This window comes from Streptomyces sp. NPDC001108, assembly GCF_053598535.1.
Genome location: NZ_JBSFKL010000020.1, coordinates 56,650 through 80,334 on the forward strand (window position 1 = coordinate 56,650; position 23,685 = coordinate 80,334).

Here is a 23,685-nt window from a genome sequence, read left to right on the forward strand (position 1 = left end):
ACTGGTGCGGGACATGCGTGGTCAAGGGTTGACTCTGGCCCGAAAGTACATACCAACCGGTTTAATTTCTAGTGCCTCCGGGGCCCCTTTTGTCTCATGGCCCAGAAGGGGACAGTGTGGCGGGGGGTGCTTTCCGGGGATGCGGGTGCTGGCGTTCCCGGGTGCGTCCCGCCCTCCGCGCAGGTGCGTGCGAGGCGTACGGCGCCGGGGCGCGGATCGTGCGGGTGCGGGCAGGAGGCGGTAAGAAACCGCACGGGCGGTTGGTTTATAGTCATTGCCTGTTCTCCGGCAGGCACAGCGGTTCCCGGTAATCCCCCGGCAGTATCGGAGCAGTTGATGGTCAAGCAGGAACGTGCGGCACGCACGCGGGACTCCCTGATCCAGTCCGCGGCCGAGGTCTTCGACCAGGGCGGTTCGTCTGCGCCGTCGCTCACCCTGATCAGTTCACGGGCCGGGGTGAGCAACGGCGCGCTGCATTTCCATTTCGCGAGCAAGGCCGCTCTGGTGGACGCGGTCGGCGAATCGGCGCTGGTCCGGCTGCTGGCCGTGACCAACGGCGCGCGACGGCCGGGCCAGGGCCAGGTGCAGCTTCTCGTCGACGCGACCCACGCACTGGCCGGCGCACTCCGCGCCGATGTGGTGCTGCGGGTGGGATTCGCGCTGAGCGGGGATGCGTCGCGCTCGGCGGGGACGGATCTGCGGCAGCACTGGAGGAGCTGGGTCGAGCGGACGGTGCGGCAGGCCGAGGCCAGGGGCGAACTGCGCCGCGGGGCCGGGGTCCGCGAGACGGTGATGGCCGTGGTGGCGGTGACGATGGGGTTCGAGGTGCTCGGAACCCGGGACGCCGCGTGGCTCTCGTCGTCGACGGTCGCGGGGTTCTGGCAACTGCTGCTCCCGACGCTCGTGTCCGCGGACGTTCTCGCCGCGACCGACGCCGACGGAAGCCATGGCGTCCGGGCCCTGTACGGGTTCGGCGAGCGGTGAGCGGCAGGGGCCGCTGAGAAGGGCGCGAGGTTCTCCGCCCGGACCGTGCCGGGCCCATGCCCAGGGGGGACAGGGGTACCGCCCCCGCCGCGCCGCCGTCGCGCGGGAACGGCTCCTGTCCAGGCTCGCGACCGGTCCGGAAGAGGCTACGCCCGGCCCTCGACGGTCGTGCTGTCCACCGTGCCAGGGGATTCGGTGGGCTCGGCTCCGGCGGGTGCCCGGTGTGCGGCGGAAGGGTCGGGGAGGCGGAGTTCGTGGTCCCGCCAGCGGGCGCGGAGCCAGCGGTCGTGACTGGCCACGACGACCGCGCCGGGCCCGGTGCCCAGGGCGGCCTCCAGTTCGTCGCACAACCGCGGGGACAGGTGGTTGGTGGGTTCGTCGAGGAGCAGGAGCTGCGGCGGGCGTGCCACCAGCAGGGCCAGGGCCAGCCGACGGCGTTGGCCGGCCGAGAGACGGCCGACCGGTTTGTCGAGGTCCGTGGTGTGCAACAGGCCCAGTGAGTCCAGCGGGAGAGCCTGGGCCCGGTCGGCGCCCAAGGCGTGCGCATAGGTTGCCCGCGCGGTCCGTTCCGGTCGGGCGAAGACGGTGTCCTGGGCGAGGAGTCCGACGGTCAGCCCGGCACGTCGTTGAACTGCGCCCAGGGCCGTGAGCTGTCCGGCGAGCACGGACAGCAGTGTCGATTTGCCAGTTCCGTTGTCGCCCGTGACGAGGAGGCGCCCGCTCGCGGTGATGTCCAGATGGCCGAGGGAGAGCCGGCCCGGCACCCGTACGTCGCGCAGGGAGACGAGCACACCCTCCGGGAGGTCCTCGCCGGTCGGAGCCGGGGCGGTGACGGTGGCGGTGGTGAGCGCGGTGGGGTGGAAGCGCAGCGGCCGCGGTGGTTGTGGGACCTGCTCGCGCCGGAGCTTCTCCAGCCTGCGGGCGGCGTTGCGTACCCGGCGCGAGACCTGGCTCTGGACGCGGCCGCCCCGGTGGCCGTAGCCCATCTTCTCGTTGTCGCGCCGCTCCCGGTCCGGTGCCACCCGGTGCGCGGTCACCTCGGTCGCGTGGCGCAGAGCTGCCAGTTCTTCCTGCTCCTCGGCGTAGCGGCGTTCCCAACGCTCCCGTTCGGCGTGCTTGTGCGCGAGGTAGGCGGTGTAGTTGCCTCCGTAGCGGACCGGGCCGTCCACAGCCGGGTCGAGATCGATCAGGTCGGTGCAGACGGCATCGAGGAAGGCCCGGTCGTGGCTGGCGATCACGACGACTCCGGGCAGGGCGCGTACCTGTTCTTCCACGAACGCGGCGGCACGGTCGTCGAGGTGATTGGTCGGTTCGTCCAGCAGGAGGGCCGGAGGGCGCCGTACGAGCAGGGCGGCCAGTGCGAGACGGCCCCGCTGGCCCCCGGAGAGGGAGTCGAGCCGCCTGCTGTGCGCGAGCGCGCCGAGGCCGAGCCCGTCGAGTACGGCAGCGGCATGCCGGTCCGCGTCCCAGGATTCCCGTTCCTCGGCCTGCTCGAGCCGTCGGCCGTAGACGTCGAGGAGCCCGGCGAGGTCGGGAGAGTCCTGCGGGGCCAGGGCGATCCGGTCGGCGAGGCGTTCGAGTTCGGCGAGGTCCTCACGGGCCTCGCGCAGGGCGTCGTCCAAGACCTCGGTGATCGTCGACGCGGGGTCGAAGGGAAGTTCCTGGTGCAGGAAACCCGTTCCGGGCGGTCGGACGACGGTTCCGGAGTCGGGTTCGTCGATTCCGGCGAGCAGTCGGAGCAGGGTCGTCTTGCCGACACCGTTCTCCCCGATCAGGCCGATGCGGTGGCCGGGGGAGGCGGTGAGGGTGATGCCGTCGACGACTCGCCTGGTGCCCAGGGTGCGGACGAGGTCGGTGGCGGTCAGGGCTGGTCGGGACATGGTGATCCACCTGAGGTGAGGGGTGTGCGGCCCGCCGGGCGGTTGTTCCGCCTCGGGCGCGGGCCCGGTCGCGGCCCGCGTTCACATGCCCGGCGCCCCCGTCCCGGCCCGCCCGCCGTGGTCGGTGCGCGGCCGCCCGTCCGCTCCGGACCGGAGGACCGGTCGTGACCGCGGGCGACGGATCGCGCGGGCGGCAGAGCTTCCGGCGCCGGTGTCTTCCCGGCCGCCGGAACGGCCGTTACGGGCAACGGAGGAGAGGGAGCCGACAGCGACCGGACAGGCGGAAGGCACGGCAAGGACAGCGGACACGGGGAGACCTCGAAGAACGTACGGGCAGGCGGAAACCGCTGCCCGGGACACGGACAAGAGCGAGAGGAACGACTGAACGGCCGCGGCGACGATGCTCCTGGGCATCGGCCGACGGCCCGACCGTTCGGGGTATCACCCCGAGATGTCGTCGTCGCCCACCATGTCTGGTCTCCTCGAATCCGGTACGCTGTACGGCCGGTTGTCCCTGTGGACGGCCGACACCGGGCGAGCCTAACAGCCCCGGCACAGGAGACACCGTTCCACGGCCACGGGCGGGTCCCGCCCCCGCGCCCGGCCAACCCGCTTCCCTTTCCCTCCCGGCCTGCCGGGCGCCCCCGCGCGCACGCGGCACGCATCCAGACGTACTTCAGTACCTCCGCCTCCCGCGGACCCGATGAAGGAGACCCGGACATGGCAGCCCCCTACGCGCCGAACGACCCCTACGACCACGGCATGCTCGACACCGGCGACGGCAATCTCATCTACTGGGAGACCTGCGGGAACCCCGACGGCAAACCTGCCCTCGTCGTCCACGGCGGCCCCGGTTCGGGCTGCTCGGCCGGACCGCGCAGCTACTTCGACCCCGCGTACTACCGGACCGTCCTGTTCGACCAGCGCGGATGCGGCCGCAGCACCCCCCATGCCGCCGACCCCGCCACCGACCTGAACCACAACACCACCGACCATCTGATCGCCGACATGGAACGGCTGCGCCGTCACCTCGGCATCGACAAGTGGCTGCTGTACGGCGGCTCCTGGGGCTCCACGCTCATCCTGGCGTACGCCGAACGCCACCCCGAACGGGTCTCGGAGATCGTGATCGCCTCCGTCACCACCACCCGCCGCAGCGAGATCGACTGGCTCTACCGGGGTTCGGGTCGCTTCTTCCCGGAGGCGTGGCAGCGCTTCAGTGACGGGGTCCCCGAGGCCGGGCAGGACGGCGACCTCGTCGCCGCGTACGCCCGCCGGGTGAACAGCCCCGACCCCGAAGTACGGGCCAGGGCCACGGCCGACTGGTGCGCCTGGGAGGACGCCGTCCTGTCCGGCGAGCCCAACGGCGCACCCGATCCGTACAGCGGCAGGCCGCCCCGGGCCAGGCTGGGCCTGGTGAGGATCTGCTCGCACTACTTCGCCCACGGGGCCTGGCTGGAGGAAGGGCAGCTGATCCGCGAGGCGGGGCGGCTGGCCGGCATTCCCGGCGTCCTGATCCACGGCCGCCTCGACATCAGCAGCCCCCTCGGCACCGCCTGGGACCTCGCCCGTGCCTGGCCCGACGCGGAACTCGTGGTCATCGAGGACGCCGGGCACAAGGGCAGCGCCGCCATGGACGCCGCGGTGCTCACGGCACTCGACGGATTCGCCCGGCAGTAGGCCGCCCGAACGCCCCGCCCCGACATCAGCGGGCGGCGCGTCGCTCCAGGAACGCCGCGACCACCGACGTGAACCGGTCCGCGTCGTCGACCCACGGGCTGTGACCGGCCCCCGGCTGCACCGCGAGCACCCCGTGGGGGAACAGCCCGGCGGCCTCGGCGACCGCCTCTGGCGGGCTGTTCAGGTCGAACTCCCCGGCCAGCAGCAGGACGGGGGCGTCGAGAGCGGTGAGCGCCGCGCGGGTGGCAGGGGGCGCGAAGGCGCCCTCGGCCCCGAAGTACGCGACGGCCTGCGTGTTGACCGGGCGGCTCGCCGCACGGTGCTGCCGTGCTGCCTCGTCCCACCGGCCGCAGAAGAACGGGTCGACGGCCGCCCAGTCATCACCGGTGCCCGCCATGACCGCCTCCAGGGCGGCGAACGCCGAAGGGAACCATGGCTCGTCCCTCCGCAGCCGCGCCAGCGCGCGCCGGTCCTCGGCGGTGACCGTGATGCCCAGGGCCCGGGCGCCGGGGGTCACCAGGACGAGCCGGCCGACGTTCTCCGGGCGGCGCGCCGCGTATCGCGTCACGACGTCCGCGCCGGCCGAGTGGCCGAGCAGATCGACCGTCGCCAGACCGAGATGGACACGGAGCGCCTCGATGTCCTCGGTGAGACGGTCGCAGCGGTACGAGGAGACGTCCACGGGCGGCGCGGACCGCCCCGTCCCCCGCAGGTCCAGGACGATCAGCCGGCGGTGTGCCGACAGCCCGCCGAGATCACCGAGGTAACGGGAGTCGGCCGGGCCGCCGGGTACACAGACGAGCGGAGCGCCGTCCCCGAGCACACGGTAGGCGAGCAGGGTTCCGTCGGACGCGTGAAATGTTGGCATGACACGGACCCTGACAGCTATAACCGTGTTGTACAACCTGGTTATGGCAGGGAGAGGGGCAGGGCATGACGGACGGAGGAAAGCGCCGGACCGGCGGGGAGCCCGCCGGCGACCGGGCCGGAGGGCGGATCGGGGAGCCGATGGGAGAGCATTCCGGGGAGTGGACCGGCGAACTGACGGAGGAACAGGCCGGTTTGATGCTCGCCGGGATGAACGAGGCCGTCCGCGCGGGCGAGGAGGCGCGTCGGCAGCGCACCGCGTTGATCGCTCTGCTGACCGGTCTCGGCTGGACGCAGGAACGGATCGCCCGCCTGGCGGACATGAGCCAGCCCGCTGTCTCCAAGCATGTGGCCAAATCCCGGGCGAACGGGCTGAGTTCCCCGATGGACCTCTCCCCGGAGCAGAGCGACGTCCCCTGGCTCGAAGGGCGGCTGTGGGCCCTGGCCGAGACGGTTTCGGACATCCTCGGAGGCGCCGCCCGCTGCACCCGGCACACCGAGGCCCTCGCCCGCGGCCGGAAGCACTTCACCCCCGAAACCGTCGACGAGTTGCGCCGACTCGTCGAGGAGGACCTGCGTCTGCACCGCGACGCACTTCCCACCGAATTCCGGAGCCTCTACGACCGCATCGGCCGCGCCCTGGACGTCCCGCCGAAGACGGCCCCGGTCCCGGCCGCCGCCCAGCCCTCCGTACGCCGCGTCCTCGCCCACCGTATCCAGCGGGACCTGCTCGCGGGTCCGGCCTGAACCCTTCCCGGCGGGCCCGGTACGGGGCGGGAAGGGTTCGGACCGTACCCGCCCGTGGGGGCGGGCGGTGGTTACCGTGTGGCGGCGGCCTTGAAGGCGCGACGGGCCCAGACGTAGCCGATGAGGGCGAGAGCCAGGCACCAGGCGAGGGCGACGGCCGCGCTGGAGCCGATCCCGGTGCCGAGCCACAGGCCGCGCAGGGTTTCGATGACCGGGGTGAAGGGCTGGTGCTCGGCGAACCAGCGCAGTCCGGAGGGCATGGAGTCGGTCGGCACGATGGCGCTGCCGAGGAACGGCAGGAACGTGATCGGCATCGGGATGTTGCTGGCGCTCTCCACGGTCTTGGCGGCCAGGCCGATGGCGGCGGAGAGCCAGGTCAGCGCGGTGGTGAGCAGGGTGAGCAGGCCGATGGCGGCGAGCCATTCGACGGGGGTCGCGTCGGGGCGGAAGCCCAGGAGGAGGGCGACACCGATGACCAGGGCGATGCTGGCCATCGTCTGGATCACACCGCCCACGACATGACCGGTGAGGAAGGACCCCTGGGAGATCGGCATCGTGCGGAAGCGGCTGACGATGCCCTCGGTCTTGTCGACGCAGACGCTGATCGCCGCGGTCAGGGAACCGGAGGTGGCGGCCATCAGGATGATGCCGGGCGCCACGTAGTCGATGTACGAGCCGCTGCCGGTGGGCAGTTGGCTGATCCCGTCGCCCAGGGCGTTGCCGAAGGCGTAGTTGAACAGCAGCAGCATCATGAGGGGCATCATGACGACGGTGAGCGTCAAGGACGGGTAGCGCAGGGCCTTCTTGAGACTGCGCCGCAGCATCGTCCGTGAGTCCCGGACGGCATAGGACAGGGTGGCCATCAGACGTTCTCCTTCGGCGGCACGGGAACGGCGGTCGCGGCGGTGGTGGTCGCGGATCCCTCCACGAGGCGGGGGCGGCCGGTGAGGGTCAGGAAGACGTCGTCCAGGTCAGGGGTGTGGACGGTGAGGGACTCGGCCGGAACGCCGGTGGCTTCCAGGGCGTCCAGCACGGCCCGCAGGCCGGTCACGGAGCCGTCGCCGGGGATCCGCAGGGTGAGGGTCTCCTCGTCGCGGGCGGCGATGCCGAAGACGGCCGCGGCGGCCTCCAGGTCCCGGGTCCCGGCGAACCGTACCTGGATGTGGCCGCCGGGGACGAGCCGCTTCAGCTCGTCGGCGGTGCCTTCGGCGATCAGCCTGCCGTGGTCCAGTACCGCGATGCGGTCGGCGAGCTGATCGGCCTCCTCCAGGTACTGGGTGGTCAGGAAGACGGTCACGCCCTCGTCCTTGACCAGGCCGCGGATGATGTCCCACATGGTGCGCCGGCTGCGCGGGTCGAGTCCGGTGGTGGGTTCGTCGAGGAAGATGACCTGCGGGTCACCGACCAGCGTCATCGCCAGGTCGAGCTTGCGGCGCATGCCGCCGGAGAAGGTGGCGGCGGTACTGCCCGCCGCCTCGGACAGTTCGAAGCGGCGCAGCAGTTCCGCGGCCCGCCGCCTGCCCTCGGGCCGGGCCAGGTGGTACAGGTCGGCCATCAGGAGCAGGTTCTCCTCGGCGGTCAGCAGGTTGTCGACGGCCGAGAACTGGCCGGTGACGCCGATCGAGGAACGCACGCCCTCGGCGTCCTGTGCCAGGTCGTGGCCGACTATCCGGGCCGTGCCCGCGTCGGGGCGCAGCAGGGTGGACAGGATCTCCACGGTGGTGGTCTTGCCGGCACCGTTGGGCCCGAGCAGCGCGAAGACGGAGCCTTCGGCGATGTCCAGGTCGATGCCGTCGAGCACAACTTTTTCGCCGTAGGACTTGCGGAGTCCGGTGGCGCTGATCGCCGGGGGCTTCGCGGTCGCCGTGGTCGGCGCGGATGTTGTCTGGGCAGCGGCCATGCCGCTCTCCTTCCGGGAGGGGCGGGACGAGCAGGACGGGTGGAACAAGCGGTGCGGGTGGTGCTGCTGGAACAGGCAGTACGGGTAGGGGCGTTGCGGAGGATCAGGCGCGGCGGACGACGATGTTGCCGACCGAGGTCCTTGCGTGGATCTCGGCGGTCTCGTCGCTGTCCGCCGGGCCGGAGGAGGCCGTGAGCGAACTGTGTACCGTGCCGTACTTCGCGTTCAGGTCGAGCCAGGCGGCGGTGCCGTCGTGGATGCCGATCTCGAGGTCGCCGACGGTGGCGTGCAGGTCGACCCGGCCGCGGACCACGTCGCCGACGAGGATGCGGCCGTTGGCGGTCGTCGCGTCGACCCCGGCACGGGCGGTGCCGATCTCGATCCGGCCGTTGGCGGACTTCGCGGTGACCGTGCCGTGCGCGGTGCCCACGGAGATGTCACCGTTGGCGGCCTGGCACTTCAGGGCGCCGGTGACCTCGCCGATCCCGGTGGCGCCGTTGCTGTTCTTCACGGTTGCCGCGCCGGTGACCGTACCGATCTCGATGCGGCCCGAGCCGGTGACCTCGATGTCCCCGGACGAGCGGGTGAGGCGGATGTCGCCGTGATCGGTCCTGAGGGCGGCGCCCGCCGCCTCGTCGGCCCGGATGTCGCCCAGCGAGGTGCGGAGCGTGACGTTCCCGAGCGGGCCCGCGCAGACGAAGTCGCCCATGCCGGAGGTGCCCTGGACCTCGGACCCCGAGGGAAGCTCGACGGTCACCTCGATGGCGCCGGGCTTTCCGAACAAGGACCGCCTTCTCGGAGTCCGCACGGTGAGGCGGCCGCCCTCGCAGGTGACCCGCGTCTGCTGCACGGCGCGTACGTCGTTGTCGTCGGACCCGTCGCGCGGCAGCACCTCCACGACCGTGTCGGTGCGCTTGCCGGCGGTGATACGGGCGGTCCCGACCTCCAGCTCGAGGGCGGCGAAGACCGGTTCGGGGGTTTCGAAGGAAGGCATGGCTGTCCCGTCCTAGTGGCGTGTGCCGGTGAACCCGCAGGTGGGGCGGGTGAGGTGTGGTCGCGTCGGTGGACCGTTGATCCGTCTGTGCGGAGCTGGGAGAGACGAGGGAGGAAGCGGTGGCCGGGTCCCTTCGGACGTGCTGGCCATGACCCGCCGGATACGTCCTGGGGCAGCTCCTAGCGGACCCAGCCGGTGAAGCCTCGTCCGCTCGGGGTGGTGGTGCGGGTGGCCGGGCCGGTGTTCCCGGCACCGTCGAGCGCGAGGGAAACGGCGCGTACGAGCCAGGCGTTGACCGACAGGCCCTCCGCCGCCGCGGCGCCCTCGGCCCGGCTCTTGAGATGGGCGGGCAGCCGGAAGTTGATCCGCGCCATCGCACCGTCGTCGGTGTCCGCGGGCGACGGGGGCGGTGCGACGGCGGCGGTTGCCGCGACCGGCTCCTCCGCTTCCTGGAGCGGTTCGGGCGCGGGCGGCTGCGTCACGACGAACTCGGGGTCGAGCCCGCGCAACCGGACATCGACCGAACCGGGCGCCAGCTCCCTGGTGACCTCGCCCATGGCCGCGGACAGCGCGTTGAGCAGGGTCAGCCGGGCGGCTGACTCCAGCGGGGCGGTGAGCCGCTCGGCCAGGGCACGGGCTTCGTCACCACCGGCATCCGCTGCCACGGCAAGTTCTCGGCGGAGGTTGTCCACGTAGGGAGTGAGGTCCATGACGCCATGATGGCACATTGATGGCGCCATGGCGAGTCAATGTGGCGCCTTGATGGCGCCTACGTCGATGACCTGCGGATTCTTGGCTCTCCCGGATGCGTCTGGCCGCCTGTGGTGCCCTCCGGTGTCACCGTGGCGGCAGTTTGGCGCCATCTGGTGTCACGTGTGTGCCATGGTGCGGGTGTGATGGCGCCGCGGGTGGTGCGGTGTGGCCCCGGATCAGGCGGCGGCCCAGGGGACGCGGCAGACATGGGTCGTGTCCGCCGGACACAGGGCGCCGGTGACCGCCTTGCGGACCGCCCGCCAGGTCCGCAGGGAGCACATCACGCGGACACGCAGCTCGACCGGCTCGCGGGCACCGCTGTCCAGACCGGGGTTCTCCCAGGTCCACTGCTCGGCCAGGAGGTCGTACGCCTCGGCGGTCGTCAGCCCACTGCCCGGCAGCGTGCGCACCACCGCGATCTCGTGGGCCCGCACGGCCCGGTAGGCCATGGCCTCGTCGACGACCCCCCGGACCCGGGCCAGCCCCTGTTCGTTCGCATAGAGGCCGAATCGCATCGCGCGTGTCCTCATCGTCGTACTCCTTCCGTTCCCGGTCCTCGCGGTCCCGTCACCCCCGCCGGTCCGCGCCCTGCGGTCCTGTTGCGCGGGCGATCGTCTCCGCCCCGCGTCCGCGTCGATCCCGCCCCGACCCGCGTGGAGTGCCGTGAACACGGGCGTCGGCCGCCCTCGGCTTCCGCGTCCATGGCGTGAAGCGGCCGCCGGCACGGCGCGAAGGCCGTAGGGTCCTCGTCCATGACCGACCTCGCTCACTCCTCCTCGTACCTGGCGACCACGGCGGACGCCTACGGCGCCGTCGCCTCCCTCTACGCCGACCTCGTCCAGGACTCGCTGATCACGCTGCCGCTGGACCGCTCGTTCCTGGCCGTGTTCGCCGAGCTCGTGACGGCCGCGGGCGGCGGGCCCGTCGCCGAGCTGGGATGCGGTCCCGGATACCTCACCGCGCATCTGCGGGACCTGGGGCTGGACATGTTCGGCGTGGACCTGTCGCCGACGATGGTCGACCTCGCCCGCGAGACATACCGCGACCTGCGGTTCGAGGTCGGTTCGATGCAGGCCCTGGACCTGCCCTCCGGTGAGTTGGCCGGGATCGTCTCCTGGTACTCGGTCATTCACACTCCGCCGGGCGAACTTCCGCCCTACTTCGCCGAGTTCCAACGGCTCCTCGCCCCCGGCGGCCATCTCCTGCTCGGCTTCTTCGAATCGGAGGGCGGGCCGGTCACCGCGTTCGACCACAAGGTGACGACGGCCTACCGGTGGCCGGTCGACGGCCTCGCGGGCATGGCCCGCGAGGCCGGGTTCACCGAGGTCGGCCGGATGCTGCGGGAGCCGTGCGAAGGCGAACGGTTCCGCCGCGGCCACCTGCTGATGCGCCGCGTCTACGGCGAGGGGAACGAGAAGTAGAGCGCGTCGCTGTAGAAGGAGGCGAAGTGCTGCTCCCAGTCCTTCCGGACGGAGGCCAGCCACGCCTCGTCACGGCCGGACACCGCCGCCTCGGCGCGGGCCACCGCGTCGGGTATGTCATGGGCGACCAGGGACTCCACCGCCGCCTCGGGATCCCCGTCGTGGAGGGAGACCATCTCCCCGGTCTCCAGCACGAAGAACCGGTCCCGCTGCTTGTCCAGGTGGGCCGTGGTCCGGGCGACGCACTCGGCGAAACCGCCGTCGTCCTCAAGTCCCTGTCCGACGACGCGCAGGAGGCCGAGGAGCAGGTCGGCACCGCCGTCGAAGTCGGCGGCGATGCCGATCCGCGGGTTCCAGATCATGGAAGGGACCACGGACGTGCCGCGACCGACGAGCAGTTGGTGCGCCAGCGGAATGCTCCAGTTGTGCTCGGAGACGCAGCGGATCCTCTGCGGGACCGCGTCCGCGGTGGGCGGTGTGTTCGTGGAGTAGAGATAAGAGCGGTTGGCCATGACGGCGACTCTAGCTCCGGGGTCTGACACTGCCTCATGAGTACGGCCGTCCCGCCCCGGTGCATTGCTGTGAGCAGTGCGAGTGTCCAAGGGCGGCACGGCCGTACCGGGCCGCGTACCGGGGTGTTCAGTCCACCGGGACCAGGGTCAGGTAGGCCATGCCGAGCACGCCCCGGTAGCCGCGCAGCCAACTCTCCCGGTGCCGGTCGGCGCGCTCACGGGTCTCCTGCGCCAGCGGGTGGCCGGGGTGGGCGGCCAGCCACTCCTCCACGTCCGCGAGGTAGCCGGACTCGAAGTGCTCCCACTCGTCGTCGCCGGCCGTCTCGATCCACGCGGGCCGGAACCCGGCGGACACCGCGAGATCGGCGATCCCGGCCAGGTCGTGGTACTCGTCGGCACGGGCGTCCGGCCACATGACGGCCAGTTCGGCGCTGGTGGGGGTGCGCTGCCAGAATCCTTCGGCGAGCAGGACCCGGCCCCCCGGCCTGACGCATCGGCGCAGGGCGGCGAGGGCTTCGGCGGTGTGGGGCGGGGCGGACGCGTCGCTGAAGACGTGGCTGGCACCGAGGCACAGGACGACATCGGCGGGCTCGTACCCGGCCTCGGCGGCGGACTTCTCGATGAACTCCACCCGGCTCTCCAGCCCACGGGCCCTGGCGTTCGCCCGTCCCCGGGCAAGGTCCTCGGCGTTGAGGTCGATCCCCACCCCGCGCGCCCCCGGCACGGCGTCGAGAACGCGGAGCATGAGTTCGCCCCAGCCGCATCCGATGTCCAGCACCCGCGCGGGGGAGGCCCGGGCGAGTCGGCCGACGACCTGTTCGGCCCGTGCCTCGGAGAGGGGTCCGCAGAAGGTGAGTTGGGTCAGGCGGGGAGGGGTGTCGGTTCCGGTCATGCGGAGCATGTTAGATGCGTTTGGCAGGCGTCCGCGGGGTCGTGGGGGCCGACGTGCACTTCTGTGGTGTTGCCGGAGCGTCCACGTCGCTCCCGGGCTGCGGTCGAGCGGGGAGACCTCGCCCGCCGGGCGCGCCCCGGCGCCGTCGCTCCGGCCGGTGGCACCGGTCCGGTCCGCCCGCGCGCCGGCCCGTCCTGTTGTCCGTCGCCGACGGCGCTATTCGTGATCGGCCGCGGACAGGGCTTCGGTGACCATGCGGGTGGCGAAGTCGTGGTCGTCGGTGAGACGGTTGATGTGCTCCGCGAGCAGCAGCGCGGTGGCCTCCAGCGCGGTCAGCTCGTCCGGGGCCCAGTCACCGTACTGTTTGCGCCACAGGGTCGGGCTCAGCCCGATGCCGGCGGAGATGACCAGCCCGGCCATGGTGGGGATCACTTCGGGGCGCACGCTCCTGGTCATCATGCGCATCGAGCCCACGAGGCTGGGCACCACGTACTCGATGACGTCCCTGTCGTGCGCCTCGTAGGTCTGGCGGAGCCACTGCATGAACACGTAGACGAGCGTGCATGCCCCGTCCACCACCTCGAAGGCTTCCTCGGGCTCCATCGACGCGGTGAACTGGTCGGTCAGTCTCTGCTGCTCGGAGTCCGTCCCGGTGGGGCCGTCATAGATGGACTTGAGCCGGGAGTCGATCGCCAGGATCGCTACGCCCACGTCGCCGACGGGGGCGTACTTGGGGTCGCAGGGTGATGACACAGGAATCCTCCTAGGAGACCGTGGGCAACGTGCCGTGTACGTACGGTAGCTGCTGGGAGGGTGCATGTAGTACGGATCCCGCCGAAGTGGGCGGCTGTTCACGCCGACCGGGCTCGGGTGGCCGCCGGGAACGGTGCGCGCTCACGTCCCGGCGGCGCCCGGACCGGTGCGGAACCGCATCCGGTACTCCGTCGGGGTCGTGCCGAGCTTGCGCCGGAACGCCCGTACGAGGGTGTCGGTGGTGTTGAACCCGAAGGCGGACGCGATCCGTTCGAGGGTGTCGTCGGTGGACTCCAGGCGGCTGCGCGCCCGTTCGACCCGGATCGACTCGATGTAGGAGCTGGGGGTGGTTCCCAGCTCGGACTTGAAGATGCGGGTGAGCTGCCGCTCGCCGACATGCGCGTACGCGGCGAGGTCCGCGACGGTGAGCCGCTCACCGATCCGGTCCATGATGTGGTGGCGCAGGTCCTCGATGCGCCGGGTCGTGGACGGCGGCTCCAGCGGAACGCTGAACTGGCTCTGCCCGCTCGGCCGCTTCAGGTACATCACGAGCTGCCGGGCCACGCGCAGCGCGGCGGCCTCGCCGAAGTCCTCGGAGACCAGGGCGAGCGACAGGTCGAGGCAGGAGCTGATGCCCGCGCCGGTCCACACCTCGCCCTCGCGGATGAAGATCGGGTCGGCGTCGACCCGTACCCGAGGGTGCTCCTCGGCGAGTTGGGCGGCGGTCGACCAGTGGGTGGTGGCCCGTTTCCCGTCCAGCAATCCGGCGGCGGCGAGGATGTGCGCCCCGACGCAGACCGACGCGATCCGCCGGGACGCTGTGGCCAGTTCCCGTACCCGTGTGACCACGGCCGGGTCGGTCAGGGCGCGGACCCGGCCGTCGGCGCCGGTCTCGACCGAGCCGGGAACCAGCAGGGTGTCGATGCTCCGGCCCGCCACCTCCCCGAAGGTCGCGTCGGGCAGGACCCGGACCCCGGCGGAGGTGGTGACGGGGTCGTTGGTCTCGGCGGCGAGGAGAACGGTGTAGCCCACCGCGCCGTTCTGGTCGCGTCGGTGGAGGGCGAACACCTCGGGCGGCCCGGTCACGTCGAGGAGGTCGACGCCGTCGAACAGGACGATGACGACGAGTCGTTCGGTGGTGTTCATGGGGTCTCCGTGGCGCTCGGTTGCCGTCGGCGGCCGGGCCGATCGGCGATGTCGGTTTCTGCATGTTAGACGGCATTGCCGACACGTGCGGGTGGTCGTAGCGTTCCTTGCGTATCCCTGGAACACGACCTGAGGCGGATCTTTCATGGCCACGAAGACGTTGCGTGAGCTCACCGGTCTCGACGAGACCCCCGCGAAACTCGCGGAGTCGACCTTGATCCTGGTGGACTACCAGAACACCTACACCCGTGGTGAGTTGGAGCTGGAGGGGTGGCGGGCCGCGCTCGACACCGCGGCCGAGCTCCTGGCACGGGCCAGGGAGGTGGGCGCGGAGGTGATTCACGTCGTCCACGACGGCGGGCAGGGGAGCCTGTACGACGTCGAGGCGTGGACCGGCGGGATCCATCCCGATGTGGCGCCGACGGAGGGTGAGCGGGTCGTGCGGAAGAAGGCTCCGGACGCCTTTGTCGGTACGGACCTGGGCGACCATGTGGACGCCGCCGGGCACCAGGACGTCGTCGTCATCGGATTCATGACGCACATGTGCGTGACGTTCACCGCGCAGGGGGCGTTCCTGCGCGGCAACCGCCCCACCGTGGTGGCCAACGCCTGCGCGTCGCGTGGATTGCCGGTGCTGGGTGCGGAGTTGGGTGCCGACCAGGTGCACAGCAGCGGGCTTGCTGTGATTCGTGATCTCTACGGTGTTGTGGTGGCGAGTGGTGACGCCCTGGGCTGATCCGCCGGGCTCCGGGCGGGCGGGCGTGCAGGTCCGCGGGGGTCTGGTTTCCGGGCCGCCACGCTGCCACGCCCGGCCCGCCGGTGGGGGAGGCGCCGGGGCAGGGGGCGTCAGGGGGTGACGAGGGGGAAGTTCCGGTCGCCGGGGTCGAGGAGTGCGGCGAGACGGGTCAGCGCGGACAGGTCGCCCTCGGCCCGGATCCCCGTGCTCTCCAGTTCTTGCGGGTCGAGTCCTTGTCCCGCGAGGGTGGCCAGTGAGGCGGCTGTCGCGGAGAGGGTGACGTCCGGGGCGGATTTCTGGGGGGCCATGGTGTGGGTGAGGACTCCGTTGGCCAGGCGCAGGCGGTAGCGGTCGCGGGTGTCGGTGAGATGGATATCGATGGTGATGTGTTCGTTCCAGGCTCTGGGGCCGTCGACCCGGACGGCGAGCGCGTCGAACAGCATCGGTGGGGTGAGGTTGGCGACGATGTCGGGTGACGCCACGAGGGTCGGTGTGCCGAACCGCCCTTCGCGCAGTTCGGCGGCGCCACAGAGGTAGAAGTTGCGCCAGGTTCCGTTCTCCGCCCCGTAGCCGAGCTGTTCGAAGGTGTCGGCGAGCAGTTCCAGGGCCGCGATGTGTCCGGGATCGGCGAAGACCACGTGGCTGACGACTTCGGCCGTCCAGCGGAAGTCGCCCGCGTCGAACGAACCGCGTGCCTTCTCGACCACGGTGTCCGCGCCACCCATGAACGCGACGTACCGCCGTGCCGCCTCGGCCGGGGGGTGCTGCCACAGATGGGCGGGGTTGCCGTCGAACCAGCCCATGTAACGCTGGTAGACGGCCTTGAGGTTGTGGCTGACCGAGCCGTAGTAGCCGCGCGTGTGCCAGGCGTTCTCCAGGGCGGGCGGCAGTTGGAGATGCTCGGCGATCTCGGCGCCCGTCCAGCCCTTGTTGATCAGGCGCAGCGACTGGTCGTGGAGATAGCCGTACAGGTCGCGCTGGGTTTCCAGGAACGTTACCGCCCTTTCCCGGCCCCAGACCGGCCAGTGGTGCGAGGCGAACACGACATCGGTCCCGTCGCCGAACAGGCCGATCGTCTCGGTGAGCGCCTTCGACCAGGCGTTGGGGTCGCGGACGACGGCCCCGCGCAGGGTGAGGAGGTTGTGCAGGGTGTGGGTGGCGTCCTCGGCCGCGCACAGGGCCCTGGAGGCGGGGAAGTGGATGAGGAGTTCGGCCGGTGCCTCGGTGTCGGGGGCCATCTGGAAGACCATCCGCACCCCGTCGACGGTCTCCTCCTGCCCGGTCGTGGTGACGGACAGGGTCGGCGGGATCAGGGTGACGGTTCCGGTGGACGTCGTCTGGCCCAGGCCGGCCCCCACCTGGCCCCGTGCCCCGCGTGTCAGCGCCGCCCCGTACATGTAGGCGGCGCGCCGGGCCATGGCGGTGCCCGCGTACACGTTCTCGGCGACCGCGTGCTCGGTGAACCCCTCCGGCGCGATCACCGGGACCCGCCCCGCGTCCACGTCCTCCTGCGTGGTGACTCCCTTCACCCCGCCGAAGTGGTCGACGTGCGAGTGGGTGTAGACGACCGCGCTCACGGGGCGTTCTCCCCGGTGTTCGCGGTACAGGGCCAGCGCCGCGGCGGCGGTCTCGGTCGAGATCAGCGGGTCGATGACGATCACGCCGGTGTCGCCCTCGACGAACGTGATGTTCGACAGATCCAGGCCGCGTACCTGGTAGATGCCCTCGACGACCTCGAACAGTCCCTGTTCGGCGACCAGCCGGGACTGGCGCCACAGGCTCGGGTTCACCGTGTCGGGGGCCTCGCCGTCCAGGAAGGCGTACGTGTCACCGTCCCATACCGCCGTGCCGTCCGCCGTGGTGACGGCCCCCGGTACCCATCGCGCGATCAGTCCGCGCGCGGCGTCCTCGAAGTCCTGCGTGTCTCCGAAGGGGAGGCTCTCCAGCAGTTCCATGTGCCGGCGGACGACGGACGGGTGCGGGGGCTTCGGCGCGTGCGCGGGAACCGGTGTGTGCGTCATACGGAAAGGATTGTCCGGTTTCCCGTGAAACGCTCCGAGGCTCGCCCGGCCTGCGGCAACCCTCACCCGGCCCCCGCGCCCCCCGTGTCACTGCTGGCGCGGGTGCGTGTGGGCGAACCGTCTCAGTGGAGCTGGCCGGGTTCGTAGGAACCGGCCGGCTGACGGGAGAGGACGTTCAGCCGGTTGACCGTGCCCATGAAGGACACCAGGAGGACGAGGGCGGCGAGCTGCTCCTGATCGTAGTGCTCGGCCGCCTTCGCCCACACGGCGTCGGTGACTCCGTCGGCCCCGTCCGCGATGCGGGTGCCTTGTTCCGCCAGTTCGAGTGCGGCCCGCTCGGCTTCGGTGAAGACGGTGGCCTCCCGCCATGCGGCGACCAGGTTCAGTCGTACCGGGGTTTCGCCGGCAGCGGCGGCTTCCTTGGTGTGCATGTCGATGCAGAAGGCGCAGCCGTTGATCTGGCTCACCCGCAGCGCGACGAGTTCCTGCACCACCGCGGGAAGCGGCGACTGCCTGAGGATCCTGCCCACCGCGGTGACGTGCTTCAGGGCCTTGCTGATGGTCGGGTCGGTGAAGTAGTCGATTCGGGCGTCCATCGTCGTGCTCCTTCGTGTGTGTCCGTGTCCTCACTCCTGTGACGGGACGGGCCGCCCCGATGTGACAACCCTGGATGTGATCTGGGTCTCGCCATCCTGGGTGTGCCGGGCCGACGCGGACCGGCACGGTCGCTTCCGCCCACCGTTTGCCGTCCATGTTCGGTGGTCCGTCATATGTCGTTCGTGGTGTCCGGCGCGCGGGACGAAAGGCAGTCCTTAGCATGATCGCCATGGACATCACCATCCACACGAGCGTTCTCCCGCATGACGATCCGGAGCAGTCCCTCGTCTTCTACCGCGACGTCCTCGGATTCGAGGTCCGCAACGACGTCGGCCAGGGCCGGATGCGCTGGATCACGGTCGGTCCCGCCGGTCAGCCCGGCACATCGATCCTTCTGGCCCCGCCGGCCGCCGATCCCGGCATCACCGAGGACGAACGCCGCACCATCGCCGAGATGATGGCCAAGGGGACCTACGGCTGGATCCTGCTGGCCACCCACGACCTCGACACCGTCTTCGGCCAGGTCGAGTCGCGCGGCGCCGAAGTCGTCCAGGAACCCACCGAACAGCCCTACGGCATGCGCGACTGCGCCTTCCGCGACCCCGCGGGCAACCTGGTCCGCATCCAGGAACTCCGCTGACCCCTCCCGGCCGCACGACCGGGAACACACGCGCCCCCGTCCACGCGCACGAGGGGCTCCACACGGACGGGGAGAACGATGGACCGCACCCACGGTACGGGCGATGGATGGGTGGGCGAACGGATACGCCTGCGCGGGGTCGAGCCCGAGGACTGGGAGGGCTTCCGGGACCTGGCCCGCGACACCGACGACGCCCGCGCCGCCGGCCCCGTCGACCCCCCGCGCTCCGCCGCCGGATTCCGCGCCTGGACCACCGAACGGTCCCTGCGCCCGCCGGGAGGCGACACGTTCCGCCTGGTCGTCGAGACACTCGACGACCAGGACTTCGCCGGATCGGTGACCGTCGCCCACACCGACACCCGCGCCGGCCGGTTCATGACCGGCATCGAGATCGCCCGTGGACACCGCCGCAAGGGCTACGCCACCGAAGCGGTGTGCCTGGTTCTGGCCCACATGTTCACCGAACAGCGCTGCCACAAGTGCGAGGTGGAGGTCTACGCCTTCAACGACGCCTCCCTCGCCCTGCACCGCGCACTGGGATTCTCCGAGGAGGCACGGTTGCGCCGGCACGAGTTCATCGCGGGCACCTACCACGACGTCGTCCTGCTCGGCATCACCGCGGCCGAGTTCCAGGCCGCCCGCCCCCGCCCGGAACCCCGCTGACCTCCGGGGCGGATCAGTCCAGACAGAACTCGTTGCCCTCGGGGTCGGCCATCACGATGAACCCGGCGCTCAGCGGGGGAGCGGGTTCGTCACGACGCACCCGGCTGGCCCCCAGGGCCACGAGCCGGGCGCACTCGGCCTCCAGCGCCGCCATCCGCTCGCCGCCGGCCAGCCCCGGTGCCGCACGGACATCGAGATGGACCCGGTTCTTGGCCTCCTTGCCCTCCGGCACCCGCTGGAAGAACACCCGGGGACCGAGCCCCCGCGGGTCCTCGATCGCCGACCGCGCGTTGCGCTGCTCCTGCGGCACCCCGATCCCGGCAAGGAAGGTGTCCCACGCCGCCAGCGGGTCACCGCCCTCGGGCACCTCCACCCCGGGCGGCCCCGGGTGGACGTAACCCAGCACGTCGCGCCAGAAGCACGACAGCGCACGCGGGTCTCGGGCATCGAAAGTGACCTGGATGTCACGGCTCATCGGAGAACTCCGTTCACAGCGAACTTGCCCGCCGGCACAGGACCGTGCCGGCGGGAGGACCAGGAACACCCTGACATCGAAGGAGGACAGAACCGGTCCGCTTTTCCTGGCAGAGTGATCCGCATGGACGCGACCGACAGCCCCGAGCGAGGGACGACGGAACGGGTGCTCGCCCTCCTCGGCCTGCTCCAGCAGCAGAACACCTGGACCGGCCCCGAACTGGCCGCACGGCTCCACACCACCCCGCGCACCGTGCGGCGCGACATCGGACGACTGCGCACACTCGGCTACCCCGTGCACGCCGCCCTGGGGGTCCGGGGCGGGTACAGCCTGGGCCCCGGACAACGGCTCCCACCTCTCCTTCTCGACGACGAGGAGGCGATCGCGACCGCCGTCTGTCTGCTCCTCGGCGCGGAGAACCCCGCCACCACGGACACCGCCGGGACCGGAGCCGGGGGCGGGGAAGGGAGAGGCGGAAGTGATGCGGCGCTGCGTGCGCTGACCAAACTCGACCAGGTCCTGCCCGCCCGGCTGCGCGAGGAGGTACGGGCGCTGACCGTGTCGGTGGAGTCCTTCGGCCAGGGGCGTGCCCCGGCCGATCCCGAGGCGCTCATGACGCTGGCCCGGGCATGCCGCGACCGGACCGAGGCCGGTTTCGACTATCCGTCCGGGGCCGTAGTGGCCGCGCGCCGTGTCGAGCCCTACCGCTTGGTCGCCTCCGACCGGCGCTGGTACCTGCTGGCGTGGGATCTCGACCGTGATGGCTGGCGCACCTTCCGCGTCGATCGGATGTCCGGGGTGACTGCCCGGACCTGGCGCTTCGTCCCGCGCCCTGCTCCTGACGCGGCGTCCTACGTGCAGGAGGGCGTTGTGAGCCGCGTCTACCCGCACCGGGCCCGTTTCCTGGTGCACGCCCCCGCCGCGACGGTCCGTGCGCAGGTCCCGGTGTCGGCGGCCGTGGTGCACCCGCGGGGCGAGGAGCGCTGTGAGGTGGTCAGCGGTGCGGCCGACCTGGACTCCGTGATCCTGCATGTCCTTCTGCTCGGACACGAGTTCCAGGTACTCGATCCGCCGGACCTGGGCGACCGCTGCCGTGCCCTGGCCGGCAGACTGCTGGCCGCCGCCCATCCTCCACCCGCACCCCCGGAGGGGGGACGGCCCCGCCCGGATGTCCCGAAACCATGAGCAACACCCCCGCCCTGCAACGGGGTTGTACGGGCGGGGGACTGCAGCCCTTGGGCGTCATTCCCGCCGCGCCGCGCCCGGAGCGCACCGGCTCGGGCGCACCGGGCGCCCCCGCTCCTGCGCCCGCGTACAGGGTGGTGGGGCTCCGGTTCCGCGCGCTTCTCTGTCATCCGTGTGGGTGATGACCATGTGCACCGCCGAACCGTACGTTGACTGTGCGTGTACGGGGTGGCCCCACATACGTCCCTTTCTCCTCGTCCTGGCACCATGCCCCGGTCGGCACAGCTCCCTTCTCCGCCCCCTCCTGATCCTGTGCCGCTGGATCCGACAGTGCGCGCCGCTGCCCCCGTCCACGCGCCATGGAACGGGGCCACCCCGCACTGCCCTCCCGGGCCCGGGCCTTCCCGGAAATCCCCGGGCACCACACCCTGCGTAGAGGAGTCGCCTTGGCCGAGTGCCGTGCCGTTCTGCCCCCCGGGGCAGAACCCCCGCCCACCCGGCGGACGCGTGTCCCGCACCGCCGCCCGCACCCGGATCGACACCCCGTGACCCCGCCCGCGCACACCCTCACCGGTGCCCGCCATCGCCGGATACCCACCGCGGCGGGCCCCGTCGATCTCTGGTGGTACGTAGCTCCGCACGGCCGCCCGCTGCCCGGCCGGACCCTGCTGCGCCACGCCGTCGCCTTCCGCCAGGCCCGCCCCGTCACCTCCGTCACCGTGGTCCGCGACCCTCTCGGCCGGCCCGAACTCGCCCCGGGACAGAACCTGCTGCCCCTGCGCCTGGCCGCCGCCCACTGCGGCCCCGTGACCGTCGCCGCCCTGCTCCCGTCTCCCCGGGACACCACCCGCATCGGTATCGGCATCGAGCACCTCGCCTCCATGCCTCCGCCGCACCTGCTGCGGTCCGCACTCCGGCCCGGGGAGGACACCGCGCCCCCCGGCCGGCCCGTGGCCCTGCGCAGGGAGGAGTTCCTCACGCTGTGGACGGCCCGGCAAGCCGTCGCCAAGGCTCTGGGCTGGTCCCTCCTACGGGCACTCGTCGACACCGAGATCGCCCTGCGTCCCCGCCTCTGCCTGGCCCGCATCGGTCACGACACGACGCCGCACGGCTGGCAGTTGATCCCCTTGACCCTGCCCGGAGCGCCCCACACGGTCACCCTCGCCCTCCACCAGCCCCCGCCCCGCCCACGACGGGAGACCCGATGGACCTCACCGGCAGGACGGCACTGATCACCGGCGGCACCCGGGGAACCGGCCTGGCCATCGCCCACACCCTCCACGCCCACGGCGCCCGCGTCCTCATCACCGGCCGCTCCCGGGACAGCGGCCGCACCGCCCTCGCCCGTCTCGGCCCCGGCGACGGCATCGCCCTGTGCGTGGCCGACGCCACCGACCGGGCCGACGCCGAACGCGCCGTCGACGAAACGGTCGAGCGCTACGGACACCTCGACATCGTCGTCAACAACGTCGGCGGCGCCCCCGCTCCCACCCCCGTCACCGAAACCACCGACGAAACCTGGCACCACACCCTCGCCCGCAACCTCGACCCCGTCCTCTACACCACCCGCCACGCCCTGACCCACCTGATCCCGCAGCGCTTCGGCCGCGTCATCACCATCTCCTCCGTCGAGGGCCGCGACCCCGATCCCGGCCTGTGCGCCTACGCCGCCGCCCAGCACGCCCTGATCGGGTTCACCCGCGTCCTCGCCAAGGAGACCGGCCCGTACGGCATCACCGCCAACTGCGTGTGCCCCGGTGCCGTGGAGACCGCCCCGCCCACCGGGCAGGCTTCTCACAGCAGCCACCCCGGCCGTTTCGAGCACCTCGCGGGTCCCGACCTGGTCCGCCACTTCACCGACCGCACCGCCACCGGCCGCCTCACCCGCCCCGAGGAGGTCGCCGCCGCCGTCCTGCTCCTGGCCTCCCGCACCGGCTCCGGCATCACCGGCGCCTGCATCCCCGTCGACGGCGGCGCCACCTGACCGGACATCAACCACCCGAGTGGAGAAGGGGAAACCACCGGTGCACAGCCCTCACGCGCAGATGTACCGGGGCAGGTCCCGACCGATGACCTCGTGGCGGAATCGGGCGTCCCATTCCCGCCAGAGGCCCCGCGTCAGCACCCCGGCGACCTGGAGTCCCGAGGGCTCGACCGAAGCCCACAGATGGGGGTCCCGGTCCTCCGTCGGTGAGAACCAACGCGCGCCGTCGCCGGACAGCGGCTGCCAGCCGGGCAGCCCCTCGTAGATCTGTCGCAGCGTTTCCCAGTCCGCAGGCGTGAACCTCCGCCAGGCCAGTCCGTAGACCCGTTCCACGACCACCCTGTGCTCCACGTCGTCCGCCGCCGGGGCTCCGGGCAGTTCCTCGCCGTTGTCGTAGTACCAGCCGTCCTCTTCCACCCGGACAGCGTGCCAGAGAACGGGCGCCTCGGGCGGTGTCGAAGTCCTCGGCCTTCACTCCGGCCACGAGGGCGGCGAACGACGCGGTCGGCACGTTCAGTGCCGTGGCGGCGGGGCGCTTGGAGTCGCGTACGAGGACGACGCCGCGCTGCTTGATCACGGCCACGGATTCCGCCCGGGAAAGTGATTCAGCCTGCAACTGGTGGGAGGCGGTCGGTAGAGGCACCACGGACAGGCTTTCCCGTTCGAGCTGCCCCCGCTGCGCGGACTCTGCGCAGGAGAGGAAAAGCATGCCGACAGTCGGACGTCGCCCTGCTGTCGGCGGCTTGCCGGTCGGCTGTCGGAGCTGTCGGGTTGTGGTCGGCCATCCGTCGGAGGTTCCGGCGACCGTGTGGACCCGGCCGGTGGAACGGACACCCCGGCCGGGGCCACCGGGAG

Annotated in this window: 25 protein-coding genes and 1 pseudogene; 10 read left to right on the top strand and 16 right to left on the bottom strand. The window is 71.6% G+C overall.

The annotated features are described in order from the left end of the window. The first annotated feature begins 336 nt into the window (after positions 1-336). The gene (locus ACWC97_RS30460; protein WP_385217909.1) at positions 337-984 is read left to right on the top strand and encodes a ScbR family autoregulator-binding transcription factor; all 648 of its coding nucleotides are present in this window, start codon (positions 337-339) and stop codon (positions 982-984) included. A 146-nt stretch (positions 985-1,130) separates the two neighbouring features. Here the strand turns inward: ACWC97_RS30460 and ACWC97_RS30465 are convergent, their stop codons facing one another. Further along, a complete protein-coding gene (locus ACWC97_RS30465) occupies positions 1,131-2,864 on the bottom strand; it encodes an ABC-F family ATP-binding cassette domain-containing protein (RefSeq protein WP_352279957.1) in 1,734 nt (577 codons plus the stop codon). Positions 2,865-3,584: 720 nt separating this feature from the next. On the opposite strand from ACWC97_RS30465, the gene pip reads away from it, so the two are divergent. Beyond that, the gene (gene pip, locus ACWC97_RS30470) at positions 3,585-4,544 is read left to right on the top strand and encodes a prolyl aminopeptidase (RefSeq protein ID WP_450652801.1); all 960 of its coding nucleotides are present in this window, start codon (positions 3,585-3,587) and stop codon (positions 4,542-4,544) included. Between the two features lie 25 nt (positions 4,545-4,569). Here the strand turns inward: pip and ACWC97_RS30475 are convergent, their stop codons facing one another. Next, on the bottom strand, positions 4,570-5,412 hold the full coding sequence (locus ACWC97_RS30475; RefSeq protein ID WP_450652803.1) for an alpha/beta fold hydrolase: 843 nt from the start codon (positions 5,410-5,412) through the stop codon (positions 4,570-4,572). Positions 5,413-5,477: 65 nt separating this feature from the next. Between ACWC97_RS30475 and ACWC97_RS30480 the strand changes: the two genes are divergently transcribed. Continuing rightward, on the top strand, positions 5,478-6,158 hold the full coding sequence (locus ACWC97_RS30480; RefSeq protein WP_450652805.1) for a sigma-70 family RNA polymerase sigma factor: 681 nt from the start codon (positions 5,478-5,480) through the stop codon (positions 6,156-6,158). 71 nt (positions 6,159-6,229) lie between these two features. Here the strand turns inward: ACWC97_RS30480 and ACWC97_RS30485 are convergent, their stop codons facing one another. The 5 genes from ACWC97_RS30485 to ACWC97_RS30505 all read right to left on the bottom strand — a co-directional run bounded on the left by ACWC97_RS30485 (position 6,230) and on the right by ACWC97_RS30505 (position 10,335). Continuing rightward, positions 6,230-7,021, bottom strand: coding sequence for an ABC transporter permease (locus ACWC97_RS30485; protein ID WP_352279953.1), 792 nt, complete (start codon positions 7,019-7,021; stop codon positions 6,230-6,232). Then, entirely contained in the window at positions 7,021-8,058 is a 1,038-nt protein-coding gene (locus ACWC97_RS30490) for an ATP-binding cassette domain-containing protein (protein ID WP_352279952.1), read from the bottom strand. The genes ACWC97_RS30485 and ACWC97_RS30490 overlap by 1 nt, the downstream gene beginning before the upstream one ends. 103 nt (positions 8,059-8,161) lie before the next feature. Then, positions 8,162-9,052 carry a DUF4097 family beta strand repeat-containing protein gene (locus ACWC97_RS30495; protein WP_352279951.1) on the bottom strand — a complete coding sequence of 297 codons (891 nt, stop codon included), beginning with the start codon at positions 9,050-9,052 and terminating at the stop codon, positions 8,162-8,164. Positions 9,053-9,231: 179 nt separating this feature from the next. Continuing rightward, on the bottom strand, positions 9,232-9,762 hold the full coding sequence (locus tag ACWC97_RS30500) for a hypothetical protein (protein WP_450652807.1): 531 nt from the start codon (positions 9,760-9,762) through the stop codon (positions 9,232-9,234). A gap of 219 nt (positions 9,763-9,981) precedes the next feature. Next, positions 9,982-10,335 (bottom strand): hypothetical protein, encoded by a 354-nt coding sequence (locus tag ACWC97_RS30505; protein WP_450652809.1) that lies wholly within the window; start codon positions 10,333-10,335, stop codon positions 9,982-9,984. Positions 10,336-10,557: 222 nt separating this feature from the next. Here ACWC97_RS30505 and ACWC97_RS30510 point away from each other — a divergent pair, with 222 nt between their 5' ends. After that, positions 10,558-11,226, top strand: coding sequence for a class I SAM-dependent DNA methyltransferase (locus tag ACWC97_RS30510; RefSeq protein ID WP_450652811.1), 669 nt, complete (start codon positions 10,558-10,560; stop codon positions 11,224-11,226). On the opposite strand, the gene ACWC97_RS30515 is transcribed toward ACWC97_RS30510, so the two are convergent. From ACWC97_RS30515 to ACWC97_RS30530, 4 genes are all read right to left on the bottom strand, one after another. Then, positions 11,202-11,738 carry a DUF7822 domain-containing protein gene (locus ACWC97_RS30515; RefSeq protein ID WP_450652813.1) on the bottom strand — a complete coding sequence of 179 codons (537 nt, stop codon included), beginning with the start codon at positions 11,736-11,738 and terminating at the stop codon, positions 11,202-11,204. The two genes, ACWC97_RS30510 and ACWC97_RS30515, sit on opposite strands and share 25 nt — an antisense overlap. Before the next feature lie 127 nt (positions 11,739-11,865). Beyond that, positions 11,866-12,630, bottom strand: a complete 765-nt coding sequence (locus ACWC97_RS30520) for an SAM-dependent methyltransferase (RefSeq protein ID WP_450652815.1) — start codon at positions 12,628-12,630, stop codon at positions 11,866-11,868. A gap of 216 nt (positions 12,631-12,846) precedes the next feature. After that, positions 12,847-13,383 carry a hypothetical protein gene (locus tag ACWC97_RS30525; RefSeq protein WP_352279945.1) on the bottom strand — a complete coding sequence of 179 codons (537 nt, stop codon included), beginning with the start codon at positions 13,381-13,383 and terminating at the stop codon, positions 12,847-12,849. Positions 13,384-13,524: 141 nt separating this feature from the next. Next, entirely contained in the window at positions 13,525-14,529 is a 1,005-nt protein-coding gene (locus tag ACWC97_RS30530; protein ID WP_352279944.1) for a GlxA family transcriptional regulator, read from the bottom strand. Between the two features lie 145 nt (positions 14,530-14,674). On the opposite strand from ACWC97_RS30530, the gene ACWC97_RS30535 reads away from it, so the two are divergent. Then, on the top strand, positions 14,675-15,265 hold the full coding sequence (locus tag ACWC97_RS30535) for a cysteine hydrolase family protein (protein WP_450652817.1): 591 nt from the start codon (positions 14,675-14,677) through the stop codon (positions 15,263-15,265). 110 nt (positions 15,266-15,375) lie between these two features. Here ACWC97_RS30535 and ACWC97_RS30540 read toward each other — a convergent pair whose 3' ends face one another. Together ACWC97_RS30540 and ACWC97_RS30545 are read right to left on the bottom strand one after the other, a co-directional pair. Continuing rightward, positions 15,376-17,286, bottom strand: coding sequence for an alkyl/aryl-sulfatase (locus ACWC97_RS30540; RefSeq protein WP_450652819.1), 1,911 nt, complete (start codon positions 17,284-17,286; stop codon positions 15,376-15,378). Between the two features lie 122 nt (positions 17,287-17,408). Continuing rightward, a complete protein-coding gene (locus ACWC97_RS30545) occupies positions 17,409-17,882 on the bottom strand; it encodes a carboxymuconolactone decarboxylase family protein (protein ID WP_450652821.1) in 474 nt (157 codons plus the stop codon). Between the two features lie 230 nt (positions 17,883-18,112). Here ACWC97_RS30545 and ACWC97_RS30550 point away from each other — a divergent pair, with 230 nt between their 5' ends. Next, positions 18,113-18,523 (top strand): VOC family protein, encoded by a 411-nt coding sequence (locus ACWC97_RS30550; RefSeq protein ID WP_385213221.1) that lies wholly within the window; start codon positions 18,113-18,115, stop codon positions 18,521-18,523. A gap of 78 nt (positions 18,524-18,601) precedes the next feature. Further along, entirely contained in the window at positions 18,602-19,186 is a 585-nt protein-coding gene (locus ACWC97_RS30555; protein ID WP_450652823.1) for a GNAT family N-acetyltransferase, read from the top strand. A 13-nt stretch (positions 19,187-19,199) separates the two neighbouring features. On the opposite strand, the gene ACWC97_RS30560 is transcribed toward ACWC97_RS30555, so the two are convergent. Next, a complete protein-coding gene (locus ACWC97_RS30560; RefSeq protein WP_392280048.1) occupies positions 19,200-19,661 on the bottom strand; it encodes a VOC family protein in 462 nt (153 codons plus the stop codon). A 123-nt stretch (positions 19,662-19,784) separates the two neighbouring features. Here ACWC97_RS30560 and ACWC97_RS30565 point away from each other — a divergent pair, with 123 nt between their 5' ends. The 3 genes from ACWC97_RS30565 to ACWC97_RS30575 all read left to right on the top strand — a co-directional run bounded on the left by ACWC97_RS30565 (position 19,785) and on the right by ACWC97_RS30575 (position 22,830). Next, positions 19,785-20,846, top strand: coding sequence for a helix-turn-helix transcriptional regulator (locus ACWC97_RS30565; RefSeq protein WP_450652826.1), 1,062 nt, complete (start codon positions 19,785-19,787; stop codon positions 20,844-20,846). Between the two features lie 545 nt (positions 20,847-21,391). After that, a complete protein-coding gene (locus tag ACWC97_RS30570; protein WP_450652828.1) occupies positions 21,392-22,078 on the top strand; it encodes a 4'-phosphopantetheinyl transferase family protein in 687 nt (228 codons plus the stop codon). Continuing rightward, positions 22,051-22,830: an SDR family NAD(P)-dependent oxidoreductase gene (locus ACWC97_RS30575; protein WP_450652829.1), complete on the top strand. Its 780-nt coding sequence runs from the start codon at positions 22,051-22,053 to the stop codon at positions 22,828-22,830. Before ACWC97_RS30570 ends, ACWC97_RS30575 begins: the two co-directional genes overlap by 28 nt. Before the next feature lie 51 nt (positions 22,831-22,881). Here the strand turns inward: ACWC97_RS30575 and ACWC97_RS30580 are convergent, their stop codons facing one another. Both ACWC97_RS30580 and ACWC97_RS30585 read right to left on the bottom strand, forming a co-directional pair. Beyond that, positions 22,882-23,247: a hypothetical protein gene (locus tag ACWC97_RS30580; protein ID WP_450652849.1), complete on the bottom strand. Its 366-nt coding sequence runs from the start codon at positions 23,245-23,247 to the stop codon at positions 22,882-22,884. Between the two features lie 64 nt (positions 23,248-23,311). Then, positions 23,312-23,539 (bottom strand): annotated as a pseudogene (locus ACWC97_RS30585) (DUF397 domain-containing protein); the annotation flags it as partial. Between the last annotated feature and the right edge of the window lie 146 nt (positions 23,540-23,685).

Coding starts and splice junctions, on each gene's coding strand:
- ACWC97_RS30460 (WP_385217909.1), top strand. CDS start 337: ATGGTCAAGCAGGAACGTGCGGCACGCACGCGGGACTCCCTGATCCAG.
- ACWC97_RS30465 (WP_352279957.1), bottom strand. CDS start 2,864: ATGTCCCGACCAGCCCTGACCGCCACCGACCTCGTCCGCACCCTGGGC.
- pip (WP_450652801.1), top strand. CDS start 3,585: ATGGCAGCCCCCTACGCGCCGAACGACCCCTACGACCACGGCATGCTC.
- ACWC97_RS30475 (WP_450652803.1), bottom strand. CDS start 5,412: ATGCCAACATTTCACGCGTCCGACGGAACCCTGCTCGCCTACCGTGTG.
- ACWC97_RS30480 (WP_450652805.1), top strand. CDS start 5,478: ATGACGGACGGAGGAAAGCGCCGGACCGGCGGGGAGCCCGCCGGCGAC.
- ACWC97_RS30485 (WP_352279953.1), bottom strand. CDS start 7,021: ATGGCCACCCTGTCCTATGCCGTCCGGGACTCACGGACGATGCTGCGG.
- ACWC97_RS30490 (WP_352279952.1), bottom strand. CDS start 8,058: ATGGCCGCTGCCCAGACAACATCCGCGCCGACCACGGCGACCGCGAAG.
- ACWC97_RS30495 (WP_352279951.1), bottom strand. CDS start 9,052: ATGCCTTCCTTCGAAACCCCCGAACCGGTCTTCGCCGCCCTCGAGCTG.
- ACWC97_RS30500 (WP_450652807.1), bottom strand. CDS start 9,762: ATGGACCTCACTCCCTACGTGGACAACCTCCGCCGAGAACTTGCCGTG.
- ACWC97_RS30505 (WP_450652809.1), bottom strand. CDS start 10,335: ATGAGGACACGCGCGATGCGATTCGGCCTCTATGCGAACGAACAGGGG.
- ACWC97_RS30510 (WP_450652811.1), top strand. CDS start 10,558: ATGACCGACCTCGCTCACTCCTCCTCGTACCTGGCGACCACGGCGGAC.
- ACWC97_RS30515 (WP_450652813.1), bottom strand. CDS start 11,738: ATGGCCAACCGCTCTTATCTCTACTCCACGAACACACCGCCCACCGCG.
- ACWC97_RS30520 (WP_450652815.1), bottom strand. CDS start 12,630: ATGACCGGAACCGACACCCCTCCCCGCCTGACCCAACTCACCTTCTGC.
- ACWC97_RS30530 (WP_352279944.1), bottom strand. CDS start 14,529: ATGAACACCACCGAACGACTCGTCGTCATCGTCCTGTTCGACGGCGTC.
- ACWC97_RS30535 (WP_450652817.1), top strand. CDS start 14,675: ATGGCCACGAAGACGTTGCGTGAGCTCACCGGTCTCGACGAGACCCCC.
- ACWC97_RS30540 (WP_450652819.1), bottom strand. CDS start 17,286: ATGACGCACACACCGGTTCCCGCGCACGCGCCGAAGCCCCCGCACCCG.
- ACWC97_RS30545 (WP_450652821.1), bottom strand. CDS start 17,882: ATGGACGCCCGAATCGACTACTTCACCGACCCGACCATCAGCAAGGCC.
- ACWC97_RS30550 (WP_385213221.1), top strand. CDS start 18,113: ATGGACATCACCATCCACACGAGCGTTCTCCCGCATGACGATCCGGAG.
- ACWC97_RS30555 (WP_450652823.1), top strand. CDS start 18,602: ATGGACCGCACCCACGGTACGGGCGATGGATGGGTGGGCGAACGGATA.
- ACWC97_RS30560 (WP_392280048.1), bottom strand. CDS start 19,661: ATGAGCCGTGACATCCAGGTCACTTTCGATGCCCGAGACCCGCGTGCG.
- ACWC97_RS30565 (WP_450652826.1), top strand. CDS start 19,785: ATGGACGCGACCGACAGCCCCGAGCGAGGGACGACGGAACGGGTGCTC.
- ACWC97_RS30575 (WP_450652829.1), top strand. CDS start 22,051: ATGGACCTCACCGGCAGGACGGCACTGATCACCGGCGGCACCCGGGGA.